Source organism: Pseudomonas sp. B40(2017), from assembly GCF_002112855.1.
GTDB lineage: Bacteria > Pseudomonadota > Gammaproteobacteria > Pseudomonadales > Pseudomonadaceae > Aquipseudomonas > Aquipseudomonas pharyngis.
On sequence record NZ_NEIT01000007.1, the window covers coordinates 236,067 to 250,092 of the forward strand.

The following is a 14,026-nucleotide window of genomic DNA, read 5'->3' on the forward strand; positions in this document are numbered from 1 at the left end:
CGAGCCGGGCGGTTTGTTTTCTGGCAGGTGTTCGGGTTGCTTCAGCTGGTCACGGATTGGTGCTTAGCGGCAGCAGCGGCTGCGACCGAGGCGGCATCTTTCGCGGCGTCGACATTCTGAATATTTGTTGCGTGCAGGCCTTTGGGCCCTTGCACGATGTCGAATTTAACCTCCTGTCCGGCCTTCAGGGTTTTGTATCCGTCCATCTTGATGGCGGAATAGTGGGCGAAGAAATCGATCTCCTTGCCATCCTCGTCCCTCCCCTCGTGGGATTTGGTATTGATGAAACCGAACCCCTTGGCATTGTTGAACCATTTCACCTTGCCGACAGCCATGCTCAAATCCCTCTGCAACAGTCTCCATCGCTGGAGTATCATCCAATTCATCCGCAGTCGAATCCGTTAAAAAGATTGACTCCGCGGATCTTTTTTCCCCACTGTGGGTTCTATTGGTTGTAACACCGTTTTCCCGATAGTCAAGGTGACCGGGCAGTCGGAGTTGAAAACGTGTCAAGCCGCCCCCACCACTGTATTTGCACAACTGACGAACCTTTCTTTCCATGCATGCAATCAGCCAGATTCGACTAACATTCAATCAGGATCGCCCGCTTCTCCAAAAGGATCTTCCACAGGAGCACGACGACGATTCGGCAGGCGTTGCTGTTCAGGAAGCAAAGCCTGCGTTACAGGCGCCGCCGATGTACAAGGTGGTTTTGTTCAATGATGACTACACACCGATGGATTTCGTCGTCGAAGTGCTCGAGGTGTTTTTTAACCTGAATCGCGAGCTGGCGACCAAGGTCATGCTGGCCGTCCACACAGAAGGGCGGGCAGTATGTGGAGTGTTTACCCGCGACATCGCCGAGACAAAGGCCATGCAGGTCAACCAGTACGCCAGGGAAAGCCAGCATCCGCTACTCTGTGAAATCGAGAAGGACGGTTAATCGCCGACCACTTGGGTATGAGGTGAAGCTATGTTAAACCGCGAGCTCGAAGTCACCCTCAATCTTGCCTTCAAGGAGGCACGTTCGAAACGTCATGAGTTCATGACCGTCGAACACCTGCTGCTGGCCCTATTGGACAATGAGGCTGCCGCCACCGTATTGCGTGCCTGCGGCGCAAACCTCGACAAACTCAAGCACGACCTGCAGGAGTTCATCGACTCCACCACGCCACTGATCCCCGTTCACGACGAGGATCGCGAAACCCAGCCAACCCTGGGCTTCCAGCGTGTACTGCAACGTGCTGTCTTTCATGTGCAGAGCTCGGGCAAACGCGAAGTAACCGGCGCCAACGTGCTGGTTGCAATCTTCAGTGAGCAAGAGAGTCAGGCGGTGTTCCTGCTGAAACAGCAGAGCGTTGCACGCATTGATGTCGTCAACTATATCGCCCACGGCATTTCCAAAGTGCCGGGGCATGGCGATCACTCTGAAGGTGAACAAGATATGCAGGACGACGAGGGCGGTGAGTCTTCTTCTTCAGGCAATCCGCTGGACGCTTATGCCAGCAATCTTAACGAACTTGCACGCCAGGGCCGGATCGATCCGCTGGTCGGGCGTGAAACGGAAGTCGAGCGTGTCGCGCAGATTCTGGCGCGTCGTCGCAAGAACAATCCGTTGCTGGTCGGCGAGGCGGGCGTGGGTAAAACCGCGATTGCCGAGGGCCTGGCCAAGCGCATTGTCGACAACCAGGTGCCGGACCTGCTGGCCAACAGCGTCGTTTACTCACTCGATCTGGGCGCTCTGCTCGCGGGCACCAAGTATCGCGGTGACTTCGAGAAGCGCTTCAAGGCGTTGCTCAATGAACTGAAAAAACGTCCGCAGGCGATCCTGTTCATCGACGAGATCCACACCATCATTGGTGCGGGTGCTGCGTCCGGTGGCGTGATGGATGCCTCGAACCTGCTCAAACCGCTGCTGTCGTCTGGCGACATTCGCTGCATCGGCTCGACCACGTTCCAGGAATTCCGTGGCATCTTCGAAAAAGACCGTGCCCTGGCACGTCGCTTCCAGAAGGTCGATGTCGTCGAGCCGTCGGTGGAGGACACCATCGGTATCCTGCGTGGCCTGAAAGGTCGCTTCGAACAGCACCACAACATCGAATACAGTGATGAGTCGCTGCGCGCCGCTGCGGAACTGGCTTCGCGCTACATCAATGACCGGCACATGCCGGACAAAGCCATCGATGTGATCGACGAGGCAGGCGCGTACCAGCGTCTGCAACCGGTCGAGAAGCGCGTGAAACGCATCGAAGTCCCTGAAGTCGAGGACATCGTTGCGAAAATCGCGCGGATTCCGCCGAAGCATGTCACCAGCTCCGACAAGGAACTGCTGCGTAATCTGGAGCGTGACTTGAAGCTGACGGTGTTCGGTCAGGACGCGGCGATCGATTCGCTGTCGACTGCGATCAAGCTGTCCCGTGCCGGTCTGAAGTCGCCCGACAAGCCTGTTGGTTCGTTCCTGTTCGCAGGGCCGACCGGTGTCGGTAAAACCGAAGCCGCGCGTCAATTGGCCAAGGCGCTGGGGATCGAACTGGTTCGCTTCGACATGTCCGAGTACATGGAGCGCCACACCGTATCGCGTTTGATCGGTGCGCCTCCGGGTTATGTCGGTTTCGACCAGGGCGGTCTGTTGACCGAAGCGATCACCAAGCAACCGCATTGCGTATTGCTGCTCGATGAAATCGAGAAGGCGCATCCGGAAGTCTTCAACTTGCTGCTGCAGGTGATGGACCACGGTACGCTGACCGACAACAACGGGCGCAAGGCGGACTTCCGCAACGTGATCGTGATCATGACCACCAACGCCGGTGCTGAAACGGCGGCACGTGCTTCGATCGGCTTCACCCATCAGGACCACTCGTCCGATGCGATGGAAGTGATCAAGAAGAGCTTCACGCCGGAATTCCGCAACCGCCTGGATACCATCATTCAATTTGGTCGCCTCAGTCACGAGGTCATCAAAAGCGTGGTGGACAAGTTCCTCACCGAGCTTCAGGCGCAACTGGAAGACAAGCGGGTGCTTCTGGAAGTTACCGATGCGGCGCGCAGCTGGCTGGCGGCCGGTGGTTACGATTCGGCCATGGGCGCTCGTCCGATGGCGCGTCTGATCCAGGACAAGATCAAGCGTCCGCTGGCGGAGGAGATTCTGTTTGGCGAGCTGGCCGAGCATGGCGGTGTGGTTCACATCGACATCAAGGATGGTGAGTTGACGTTTGACTTCGAGACCACCGCGGAAATGGCTTGATGGTTGTTGGTCTGTTGTAAAGCGAAAGGCGCCTTTTGGGCGCCTTTTTGCTGTCTGCGGTTTTTGGTTGGGGGGGGGCATATCCGTTGCTGCGGTAATGGCTTCTTAGGGTTTCGCCCTTGCGGCGAGTCACCTTTTCCAAACGCCGAAAAGGTAACCCAAAAGGCTTTACCCTGACGTACGGCCCTCGCTGTGGCTCGGGTTCCTTCGCTCCGGGATTGATCCGGGGGCATCGCCTACGGTTTGCTTCGCTGCACCTCCTCTCGATGTGTTTGGCTTCGCCAAACGGTCGCTGCGCTCCCACCCCCGGATCAATCCCTCCACTCAGCCTGCCGACGGGCCCTGCGATCAAAAGCGGTACTCGAGCTAACGCTCATCGTTTTGAGTGGGGAGGAGCGGGGCGTGTTCGGCTTTGGTTTTTGTGGTGGGTTTACCCCTCACCCCAGCCCTCTCCCCGAGGAGAGGGAGCCGTTTTTTGTGCTTTTCAAAGCCTGAGTTCAACGCGGTATTGCACGTCGGCACAACTCTCCCAATCAACTCGGTCGGTCCCCTCTCCCTCCGGGAGAGGGCTAGGGTGAGGGGCTCTTGATCTGGCTCTTGATCTTTAGTCCCTTCGGCAGGCCGAGCGGAGGTGTCCATCAGGGGGTAGGCGCGTAGCGCCGTGCGGCGAAGCCGCATACATCGAGAGGAGGTGCAGCGAAGCAAACCGTAGGCGATGCCCCCTGGTGGACACCGTAGCGAGGGAACACTGAGCCTAAGCGAAGTGCCGTACGCCGGGGCAAAAGCCTTTTGGTTCCTTTTTGGCGTTTGAAAAAGGGACTCGCTGTAAGAGCGAAACCATAAGAAGCCGTTACCGCAGCAACGGATATACACCCAAAACTCAAGCACAAACCCAAAACCCAGACAAACAAAAACGCCCGGCATTAAGCCGGGCGTCTTGTATTGACTTGATTAGCGAGCGCGGTAAGTAATACGCCCTTTGCTCAAGTCATAGGGCGTCAGCTCGACGCGCACTTTGTCACCGGTAAGAATACGAATGTAGTTCTTGCGCATCTTGCCGGAAATATGCGCGGTTACGACGTGCCCATTTTCCAACTCCACACGAAACATGGTGTTGGGCAGGGTGTCGACGACAGTGCCTTCCATTTCGAAGCTGTCTTCTTTCGACATGCAGTAAAGCCCTCGGTATCCAATGAATGGCCCGGTGCAACTGCGCCAGGCAAAAGCGGCGTGCATTGTGCCCGAAAAATGGGGTTTACGCCAAGGGGTTTAGGGTCTGCATTCAGTTCAGGATGACCCAGCGCTGATTAATGAGCAGTTCGATGGGCCGATATTGGGTCTTGTAGTTCATCTTTTTGCAGTTTTTGATCCAGTAGCCCAGGTACACCGCTTCAAGCCCCAGGCGTTGGGCTTCGGCGATTTGCCAGAGGATGGCGTAGCGCCCCAGGCTGCGGCGTTCTTCCTGCGGTTCGTAAAAGGTGTAGACCGCGGACAGGCCGTTGGGCAGCAGGTCGGTGACGGCGACTGCAAGTAACCGTCCGTCGAGCCGGAACTCATAAAAGCGTGAGAAGGGCAGGTCGCGTACCAGAAAAGTCGAGAATTGATCGCGGCTGGGCGGATACATGTCGCCGTCGGCGTGGCGCTGTTCGATGTAGCGCTGATAGAGATCGAAATATTCTTCGCTGAACGCCGGCTTGACCGGACGTACCTGCAAGTCGATGTTGCGTTTGAAAATGCGTTTTTGCTGGCGATTGGGGTTGAACTGCGCCACCGGAATGCGCGCAGGCACGCAGGCATTGCAGTTCTGGCAATGCGGGCGGTAAAGATGATCGCCGCTGCGACGAAAGCCCATTTCCGACAGATCTGCGTAGACATGCACATCCATGGGCTGGCTCGGATCGAGAAACAGGGTCGTCGCCTGCTCCTCGGGCAGATAACTGCAAGAGTGAGGCTGAGTGGCATAAAACTTCAAACGCGCCAACTCGGTCATGATCAACCCTCAAGGGTAAGCTGGTGAATTAAGTGTAAGCCACGCGCGCAAAAGTCGCTCAGCAAACCCAGGTCGCATGATTGGGTTGATCGAGGTGCCGGGCTAGATAGTCGGCGAATGTCTGCCGTGAAATGGCCCGGGCGCCAAGGCTGTGCAGGTGATCGGTCGGCATCTGGCAGTCGATCAGCACGAAACCCGCTTCCTTAAGATGTTGCACCAGCGAGGCAAAGCCGTACTTGGAAGCATTGTCCGCGCGGCTGAACATTGATTCGCCAAAAAACAGTTGCCCCATCGCCAGACCGTACAGGCCGCCGACCAGTTCGCCCTGATCCCGTACCTCCACCGAGTGAGCAAAACCGCGCCGATGCAGTTCGATATAGGCGTTCTGCATTGCTTCGGTGATCCAGGTGCCGTCGGCGTATTCCCTGGGGGCGGCGCAGGCGCGGATCACGGCTTCGAAATCCTGATCGAAGGTCACTTGATAACGCTGTTTGCGCATCAATTTGCCCAGGCTGCGCGAGACGTGCAGTTCGTCGGGAAAAAGCACGGTGCGCGGATCCGGCGACCACCAGAGAATCGGCTGACCTTCGGAAAACCACGGAAAACAGCCGTGGCGATAGGCCTGGATCAGGCGATCGGCGGACAGGTCGCCGCCGGCTGCCAGCAATCCGTTGGGATCGCGCATGGCCTTTTCCAGTGGCGGGAAAGTCAGTGAGTTGCGTTGTAACCAAGTCAGCATGGCGTCCAGGCTTGCAGAAGGGGAGGGCGGTGGGCAGTGGGCCCGCGGTAAAGTGTGCCGGGAAATGACGCGAATGTCCTCCGTTGCAGTACGGCTTTTGCGTAGCTGCAACTTGAGCATCAGGATGCGGTCGTAATCGGGCGCAACACCGGTGCGAGCAAGCTTGCCGACGTCAATGTGTGGCGTTCATGGCAGATGAGGCGCGAATGCTTCGCTACGTTCATCAAATACACCTCATAAGCCTTTGTCACAAAAGACAATGCATGCTCAAATTGAACGCCGGGTGTTGTGCGTTTGGCTATGCTTGAACCAGAGACCTGGAAGCATGGCATCGAACGCGCAAACCCGTACAATGCCGGGCTGTTACAGAATATTCGCCGCGTGCCGTGTTTATAAAAGGCGGGGCGCAGTGTTAAAAGTAGTCTCCGTTGCGCCCGTCAATTTTTTTACCTGCCTGGATTGGGCAGTTTTTTTCGTCATTCAATAGATGGACGCGCCTCTGGCGCAGGAAAAGAAGCGTTTTGAAGAAATCCACGGAAGCACCAAAAACAGTCGTTCCGCTTTGGCGCCAGCAATTGCACTACCGGCTCAAGGAAGGTGCATTGATCGCCATCGGCGCCTTGTGCCTGTTCCTGATGATGGCTTTGCTGACCTACGGCAAGGACGATCCGGGCTGGAGCCACAACAGCAAGATCGATGACGTGCAGAATTTCGGTGGCCCGGCGGGCTCCTACAGCGCCGACATCCTGTTCATGGTGTTGGGTTACTTCGCGTACATCTTTCCGTTGCTGCTGGCGATCAAGGCGTATCAGATCTTCCGTCAGCGTCACGAGCCGTGGCAGTGGAGCGGCTGGCTGTTTTCCTGGCGCCTGATCGGTCTGGTGTTTCTGGTGTTGTCCGGCGCTGCACTGGCGCACATTCATTTCCATGCAGCCACCGGATTGCCGGCCGGCGCGGGTGGTGCGCTGGGTGAAAGCCTCGGTGACCTGGCCCGCAACGCCCTGAACATTCAGGGCAGCACGTTGCTGTTTATCGCACTGTTCCTGTTCGGCCTGACGGTGTTCACCGACCTGTCGTGGTTCAAGGTGATGGACATCACCGGCAAGATCACGCTTGACCTGTTCGAACTGTTCCAGGGCGCGCTAAACCGCTGGTGGTCGGCGCGTACCGAGCGCAAGCAACTGGTCGCGCAGCTGCGTGAAGTCGACGATCGCGTGCATGACGTGGTTGCACCGACGGTCACCGACAAACGCGAGCAGGCCAAGGTCAAGGAGCGTCTGATCGAGCGCGAACAGGCCCTCAGCAAACACATGTCCGAGCGCGAGAAACAGGTGCCGCCGGTCATCGCCCCGGCCCCGGTCAAGGCGCCGGAGCCAAGCAAGCGCGTGCAGAAAGAGAAGCAGGTGCCGTTGTTCGTCGACAGCGCCGTGGAAGGCACCTTGCCGCCGATCTCGATTCTCGATCCTGCGGAAAAGAAACAACTCAATTATTCGCCTGAATCCCTGGCGGCGGTCGGCCACTTGCTGGAGATCAAGCTTAAGGAATTCGGCGTCGAAGTCACCGTGGATTCGATCCATCCCGGCCCGGTTATTACCCGTTACGAAATCCAGCCTGCTGCGGGCGTGAAGGTCAGCCGTATCGCCAACCTGGCGAAAGACCTTGCACGTTCGCTGGCCGTGACCAGTGTGCGGGTGGTGGAAGTGATTCCGGGCAAGACCACGGTCGGTATCGAAATTCCCAACGAAGACCGGCAGATCGTGCGCTTCTCCGAGGTGCTGTCGACGCCTGAGTATGACAACTTCAAATCGCCGGTCACCCTGGCCCTGGGCCACGACATCGGCGGCAAGCCGGTCATCACCGACCTGGCGAAAATGCCGCACCTGCTGGTGGCCGGTACGACCGGTTCGGGTAAGTCGGTGGGCGTGAACGCGATGATCCTGTCGATTCTGTTCAAGTCCGGCCCGGATGACGCCAAGCTGATCATGATCGACCCGAAAATGCTCGAGCTGTCGATCTACGAAGGCATTCCACACCTGCTGTGCCCGGTCGTGACCGACATGAAGGACGCCGCCAACGCCCTGCGCTGGAGCGTGGCCGAGATGGAGCGTCGCTACAAGCTGATGGCGAAGATGGGCGTGCGAAACCTGTCCGGCTTCAACGCCAAGGTCAAGGAAGCCCAGGACGCCGGCGAGCCGCTGAGCGATCCGCTGTACAAGCGCGAAAGCATCCACGACGAAGCGCCGCTGCTGCAGAAGCTGCCGACCATCGTCGTGGTCGTGGACGAATTCGCCGACATGATGATGATCGTCGGCAAGAAGGTAGAAGAACTGATCGCCCGTATCGCCCAGAAGGCGCGTGCGGCCGGTATCCACCTGATCCTCGCGACCCAACGGCCGTCGGTGGATGTGATCACCGGTCTGATCAAGGCCAACATCCCGACGCGGATGGCGTTCCAGGTATCCAGCAAGATCGACTCCCGGACCATCATCGACCAGGGCGGCGCCGAACAACTGCTCGGCCACGGTGACATGCTTTACATGCCGCCGGGCACCAGCCTGCCGATCCGGGTTCACGGCGCATTCGTGTCCGACGATGAAGTTCACCGGGTGGTTGAAGCCTGGAAACTGCGCGGCGCGCCGGAATACAACGACGACATCCTCAATGGTGTCGAAGAGGCGGGCAGTGGTTTCGAAGGCAGCAGCGGCGGCGGTGACGGCGACGATCCGGAAGCCGACGCGCTGTACGACGAAGCCGTGCAGTTCGTGCTGGAAAGCCGTCGTGCCTCCATCTCCGCTGTACAGCGCAAGCTGAAGATCGGCTACAACCGTGCCGCACGCATGATCGAAGCCATGGAAATGGCCGGGGTCGTGACGTCGATGAACACCAACGGTTCCCGCGAAGTCCTGGCCCCTGGCCCGGTACGCGACTGATTCGATACCCTGATCCAAATGCAATGGGCGGTGCATGAAGCGCCGTCCACTTTCCCACGAGTATTCAAGAGGACTCCCATGCGTCTTATCCGCATGTTGCTGCCGGTACTGGCTCTGACCACCCTCACGGCTCACGCCGATGACAAGGATGTGGCTCGCCTGACCCAATTGCTCGAAACATCCAAGACCCTGACCGCCAATTTTTCCCAGTTGACCCTCGACGGCAGCGGCACCCAGTTGCAGGAAACCACCGGCGACATGACCCTGCAGCGTCCGGGCCTGTTCTACTGGCACACCAATGCGCCAGCCGAGCAGACCATGGTGTCCGACGGCAAGAAAGTCACCCTGTGGGACCCGGACCTGGAGCAGGCCACCATCAAGAAGCTCGATGAGCGTCTGACCCAGACCCCGGCGCTGTTGCTGTCTGGCGACGTATCGAAGATCAGCCAGAGCTTTGACATCACCGCGAAAGAGGCCGGTGGCGTGATCGACTTCACCCTGAAGCCGAAAACCAAGGACACGCTGTTCGACAGCCTGCGCCTGTCGTTCCGCAACGGTCTGGTCAATGACATGCAACTGATCGACAGCGTCGGCCAGCGCACCAACATCCTGTTTACCGGTGTGAAGGCCAACGAAGCGGTCCCGGCCTCGAAGTTCAAGTTCGACATCCCCAAGGGTGCCGATGTGATCCAGGAATAAACACAGAGGTTTCAACGGTACGTGATGGATCTGTTTCGCAGTGCACCGATTGCCCAGCCACTGGCTGCCCGTTTGCGGGCGACCAATCTGGATGAGTACGTCGGTCAGGAACACGTGCTCGCTCGCGGCAAGCCTCTGCGCGAAGCGCTGGAGCAGGGTGCCCTGCATTCGATGATCTTCTGGGGCCCGCCGGGCGTGGGCAAGACCACGTTGGCGCGGTTGCTGGCAGAAGTCTCGGATGCGCACTTCGAAACGGTTTCGGCGGTGCTGGCCGGGGTCAAGGAGATCCGTCAGGCGGTGGAAATCGCCAAGCAGCAGGCCGGCCAGTACGGCAAGCGCACGATCCTGTTTGTCGATGAAGTGCACCGCTTCAACAAGTCTCAACAGGACGCCTTCCTGCCGTACGTTGAAGACGGCACCCTGATCTTCATTGGCGCCACCACTGAAAACCCTTCGTTCGAACTGAACAACGCATTGCTGTCGCGGGCGCGGGTTTACGTACTCAAAAGCCTCGACGAGGCGGCGTTGCGCAAGTTGGTGCACCGCGCGCTGACTGAAGAGCGTGGCCTGGGCAAACGTCATCTGACCCTCAGCGATGAAGGCTTCCAGATGCTGCTGTCCGCCGCCGATGGCGATGGCCGGCGCTTGCTGAATCTGCTGGAGAACGCCTCGGACCTGGCCGAAGACAACAGTGAGATGGGCACCGAGCTGCTGCAAAGCCTGCTCGGCGACACTCGCCGGCGTTTCGACAAGGGCGGCGAAGCGTTCTACGACCAGATTTCCGCGCTGCACAAATCGGTTCGCGGCTCGAATCCTGACGGCGCGCTGTACTGGTTTGCGCGAATGATCGACGGCGGCTGCGATCCGCTGTACCTCGCCCGGCGGGTGGTGCGGATGGCCAGCGAAGACATCGGCAACGCCGATCCTCGCGCCCTGAGCCTGTGCCTGGCGGCGTGGGAGGTTCAGGAACGTCTCGGCAGCCCGGAAGGTGAGTTGGCAGTGGCCCAGGCCATCACTTATCTGGCCTGTGCGCCGAAAAGCAACGCGGTGTACATGGGTTTCAAGACCGCGCTGCGCGCTGCCGCCGAACACGGTTCGCTGGAAGTGCCGCTACATCTGCGCAATGCGCCGACCAAATTGATGAAGCAATTGGGTTATGGCGACGAATACCGCTATGCCCACGACGAACCGGACGCTTACGCTGCCGGCGAAGACTATTTCCCGGAAGAACTCGACCCGATTCCGTTCTACCAGCCGGTGCCCCGTGGCCTGGAGTTGAAGATCGGCGAGAAGCTCACCCACCTCGCCCAACTTGATCGTTTAAGCCCTCGGCAGCGGAGAAAATAGTGGTTCCATTGATTGTTGCGGTCTCCGTCGGCGGGATTGCCGGCACTTTGTTGCGCTTCGCCACCGGTAATTGGGTCAACGCCAATTGGCCGCGGCACTTCTATACCGCGACGCTGGCCGTTAATATCGTGGGCTGTCTGCTGATTGGCGTGCTGTACGGCCTGTTTTTGATACGCCCGGAAGTACCGATCGAGGTACGTGCCGGGTTGATGGTCGGCTTCCTCGGGGGGCTGACGACTTTTTCATCCTTTTCACTGGATACGGTGCGCCTGCTGGAAAGCGGGCAATTGCCGCTGGCCCTGGGCTATGCGGCCATCAGCGTATTCGGCGGGCTGCTCGCGACCTGGGCTGGCCTGTCCCTGACCAAACTTTGATAACGAGAAACCGACATGCTCGATTCCAAACTGTTACGTAGCAACCTTCAGGACGTAGCGGACCGCCTGGCTTCCCGTGGCTTTGCCCTGGATGTCGCGCGCATCGAAGCGCTGGAAGAACAGCGCAAGACCGTCCAGACCCGCACCGAAGCACTGCAGGCTGAGCGTAACGCGCGTTCCAAATCCATCGGTCAGGCCAAGCAGCGCGGCGAAGACATCGCGCCGCTGATGGCGGACGTCGAGCGCATGGCGGGCGAACTGAGCGCCGGTAAAGTCGAGCTGGATTCGATCCAGACCGAACTGGATTCGATCCTGCTGGGCATCCCGAATTTGCCGCACGAATCGGTACCGGTCGGCGAAGACGAAGACGGCAACGTCGAAGTGCGCCGCTGGGGCACCCCGACCACCTTCGATTTCCCGGTTCAGGACCACGTGGCCCTGGGCGAGAAATTCGGCTGGCTCGACTTCGAAACCGCCGCCAAGCTGTCTGGCGCCCGTTTCGCCCTGCTGCGCGGCCCGATTGCCCGTCTGCACCGCGCACTGGCGCAGTTCATGATCAACCTGCACGTCACCGAGCATGGCTACGAAGAGGCTTACACGCCTTATCTGGTTCAGGCCCCGGCGCTGCAAGGCACCGGTCAACTGCCGAAGTTCGAAGAAGACCTGTTCAAGATCGCTCGCGAAGGCGAAGCCGATCTGTACCTGATCCCGACCGCCGAAGTGTCGCTGACCAACATCGTGGCCGGTGAAATCGTCGATTCGAAACAGCTGCCGATCAAGTTTGTTGCCCACACTCCGTGCTTCCGCAGCGAAGCCGGCGCGTCGGGTCGTGACACTCGCGGCATGATCCGTCAGCACCAGTTCGACAAGGTCGAGATGGTCCAGATCGTCGAGCCGTCGAAATCGATGGAAGCGCTCGAGAGCCTGACCGCCAATGCCGAGAAAGTCCTGCAACTGCTGGAGCTGCCTTACCGCACCCTGGCGCTGTGCACTGGCGACATGGGCTTCAGCGCAGTCAAGACTTACGATCTGGAAGTGTGGATTCCGAGCCAGGACAAATACCGCGAAATCTCGTCGTGCTCCAACTGCGGCGATTTCCAGGCCCGCCGCATGCAGGCGCGTTTCCGCAACCCGGAAACCGGCAAGCCTGAGCTGGTGCACACCCTGAACGGTTCCGGTCTGGCAGTCGGTCGTACCCTGGTGGCCGTGCTGGAAAACTACCAGCAGGCCGACGGTTCGATCCGTGTGCCGGACGTGCTGAAGCCGTACATGGGTGGCCTTGAGGTCATCGGCTAAATGAAATATCTGCCGCTGTTTCACAACCTGCGCGGCAGTCGTGTGTTGGTCGTCGGTGGGGGGGAGATTGCCTTGCGCAAATCCCGCCTGCTGGCCGATGCCGGTGCGCTGCTGCGGGTGGTCGCACCTGAAATCGAAGCGCAACTGCGCGAACTAGTTGCCGCCAGCGGTGGCGAATGCCTGCTGCGTGGCTACGCCGAAACGGATCTGGACGGCTGCGGGCTGATCATTGCCGCCACCGATGACGAAGCGTTGAACGCGCAGGTCTCCGCCGATGCCCATCGGCGCTGCGTGCCGGTCAACGTGGTCGATGCGCCGGCGCTGTGCAGCGTGATCTTCCCGGCAATCGTCGATCGTTCACCGCTGATCATCGCGGTCTCCAGCGGCGGCGATGCGCCGGTGCTGGCCCGGCTGATCCGCGCCAAGATCGAAACCTGGATTCCTTCGACCTACGGCCATCTGGCCGGTCTGGCCGCGCGGTTTCGCGATCAGGTCAAAGGCCTGTTTCCTGATGTGCAGCAGCGTCGCGGTTTTTGGGAAGACGTGTTTCAGGGGCCGATTGCCGACCGGCAGCTGGCAGGACAGGGCGCCGAAGCCGAACGTTTGCTGCAAGCCAAGATTGACGGCGAAGCCATGGTCACGACCGGTGAGGTGTATCTGGTTGGGGCAGGACCTGGTGATCCGGATCTGCTGACCTTCCGCGCCTTGCGTCTGATGCAGCAAGCCGACGTGGTGCTGTACGACCGCTTGGTGGCTCCGGCGATTCTTGAGCTGTGCCGTCGCGATGCCGAGCGGGTCTACGTCGGCAAGCGTCGCGCCGATCACGCCGTGCCGCAGGATCAGATCAACCAGCAACTGGTGGATCTGGCCAAGGCCGGCAAGCGTGTGGTGCGGTTGAAGGGCGGGGATCCGTTCATCTTCGGCCGTGGCGGCGAAGAGATCGAGGAACTGGCGGCCCATGGCATCCCGTTTCAGGTGGTGCCGGGCATCACGGCGGCCAGCGGTTGCGCGGCGTATGCCGGGATTCCGCTGACTCATCGCGACTACGCTCAGTCGGTGCGTTTCGTCACCGGGCACTTGAAGGACGGTTCGACCGATCTGCCGTGGTCGGATCTCGTCGCTCCGGCTCAGACGCTGGTGTTCTACATGGGGTTGGTGGGGTTGCCGATCATCTGCGAGCAGTTGATCAAGCATGGTCGCGCGGCCGATACCCCGGCTGCGCTGATCCAGCAGGGCACCACGGTCAATCAGCGGGTCTTCACCGGCACGCTGGCCGACCTGCCGCGGCTGGTGGCGGAGCATGAAGTGCATGCGCCGACCCTGGTGATCGTCGGCGAAGTGGTGCAATTGCGCGAGAAACTGGCGTGGTTCGAGGGCGCTCAGGGTCAGATCTGACGACTCTGAAGG

The 14,026-nt window shown here is 59.5% G+C and carries 12 protein-coding genes; 8 read left to right on the plus strand and 4 right to left on the minus strand.

Features of this window, described 5'->3' with window-relative positions:
* Window positions 1-41: 41 nt before the first annotated feature.
* Window positions 42-335: a cold shock domain-containing protein gene (locus tag CAF76_RS20995; protein WP_064600893.1), complete on the minus strand. Its 294-nt coding sequence runs from the start codon at window positions 333-335 to the stop codon at window positions 42-44.
* A 224-nt stretch (window positions 336-559) separates the two neighbouring features.
* Between CAF76_RS20995 and clpS the strand changes: the two genes are divergently transcribed.
* Window positions 560-943: an ATP-dependent Clp protease adapter ClpS gene (gene clpS, locus CAF76_RS21000; protein WP_011334948.1), complete on the plus strand. Its 384-nt coding sequence runs from the start codon at window positions 560-562 to the stop codon at window positions 941-943.
* Window positions 944-973: 30 nt separating this feature from the next.
* Window positions 974-3,244 (plus strand): ATP-dependent Clp protease ATP-binding subunit ClpA, encoded by a 2,271-nt coding sequence (gene clpA / locus CAF76_RS21005; RefSeq protein ID WP_007951436.1) that lies wholly within the window; start codon window positions 974-976, stop codon window positions 3,242-3,244.
* 951 nt (window positions 3,245-4,195) lie between these two features.
* On the opposite strand, the gene infA is transcribed toward clpA, so the two are convergent.
* The 3 genes from infA to aat all read right to left on the minus strand — a co-directional run bounded on the left by infA (window position 4,196) and on the right by aat (window position 5,973).
* Window positions 4,196-4,414 (minus strand): translation initiation factor IF-1, encoded by a 219-nt coding sequence (gene infA / locus CAF76_RS21010; protein WP_002553999.1) that lies wholly within the window; start codon window positions 4,412-4,414, stop codon window positions 4,196-4,198.
* Between the two features lie 112 nt (window positions 4,415-4,526).
* Window positions 4,527-5,234, minus strand: coding sequence for an arginyltransferase (locus tag CAF76_RS21015; protein ID WP_007958178.1), 708 nt, complete (start codon window positions 5,232-5,234; stop codon window positions 4,527-4,529).
* A 58-nt stretch (window positions 5,235-5,292) separates the two neighbouring features.
* Window positions 5,293-5,973, minus strand: a complete 681-nt coding sequence (gene aat / locus CAF76_RS21020) for a leucyl/phenylalanyl-tRNA--protein transferase (RefSeq protein WP_085648277.1) — start codon at window positions 5,971-5,973, stop codon at window positions 5,293-5,295.
* A 521-nt stretch (window positions 5,974-6,494) separates the two neighbouring features.
* Between aat and CAF76_RS21025 the strand changes: the two genes are divergently transcribed.
* The 6 genes from CAF76_RS21025 to cysG all read left to right on the plus strand — a co-directional run bounded on the left by CAF76_RS21025 (window position 6,495) and on the right by cysG (window position 14,014).
* The gene (locus tag CAF76_RS21025; RefSeq protein WP_011334945.1) at window positions 6,495-8,903 is read left to right on the plus strand and encodes a DNA translocase FtsK; all 2,409 of its coding nucleotides are present in this window, start codon (window positions 6,495-6,497) and stop codon (window positions 8,901-8,903) included.
* Window positions 8,904-8,981: 78 nt separating this feature from the next.
* Window positions 8,982-9,602 carry an outer membrane lipoprotein chaperone LolA gene (lolA, locus tag CAF76_RS21030; protein ID WP_011334944.1) on the plus strand — a complete coding sequence of 207 codons (621 nt, stop codon included), beginning with the start codon at window positions 8,982-8,984 and terminating at the stop codon, window positions 9,600-9,602.
* A 24-nt stretch (window positions 9,603-9,626) separates the two neighbouring features.
* Entirely contained in the window at window positions 9,627-10,949 is a 1,323-nt protein-coding gene (locus CAF76_RS21035; RefSeq protein ID WP_085648278.1) for a replication-associated recombination protein A, read from the plus strand.
* Window positions 10,949-11,323 carry a fluoride efflux transporter CrcB gene (gene crcB / locus CAF76_RS21040; protein WP_085648279.1) on the plus strand — a complete coding sequence of 125 codons (375 nt, stop codon included), beginning with the start codon at window positions 10,949-10,951 and terminating at the stop codon, window positions 11,321-11,323. The genes CAF76_RS21035 and crcB overlap by 1 nt, the downstream gene beginning before the upstream one ends.
* Before the next feature lie 15 nt (window positions 11,324-11,338).
* Entirely contained in the window at window positions 11,339-12,619 is a 1,281-nt protein-coding gene (gene serS / locus CAF76_RS21045; protein ID WP_085648280.1) for a serine--tRNA ligase, read from the plus strand.
* On the plus strand, window positions 12,620-14,014 hold the full coding sequence (cysG, locus tag CAF76_RS21050; RefSeq protein WP_074688936.1) for a siroheme synthase CysG: 1,395 nt from the start codon (window positions 12,620-12,622) through the stop codon (window positions 14,012-14,014).
* Window positions 14,015-14,026 lie beyond the last annotated feature (12 nt).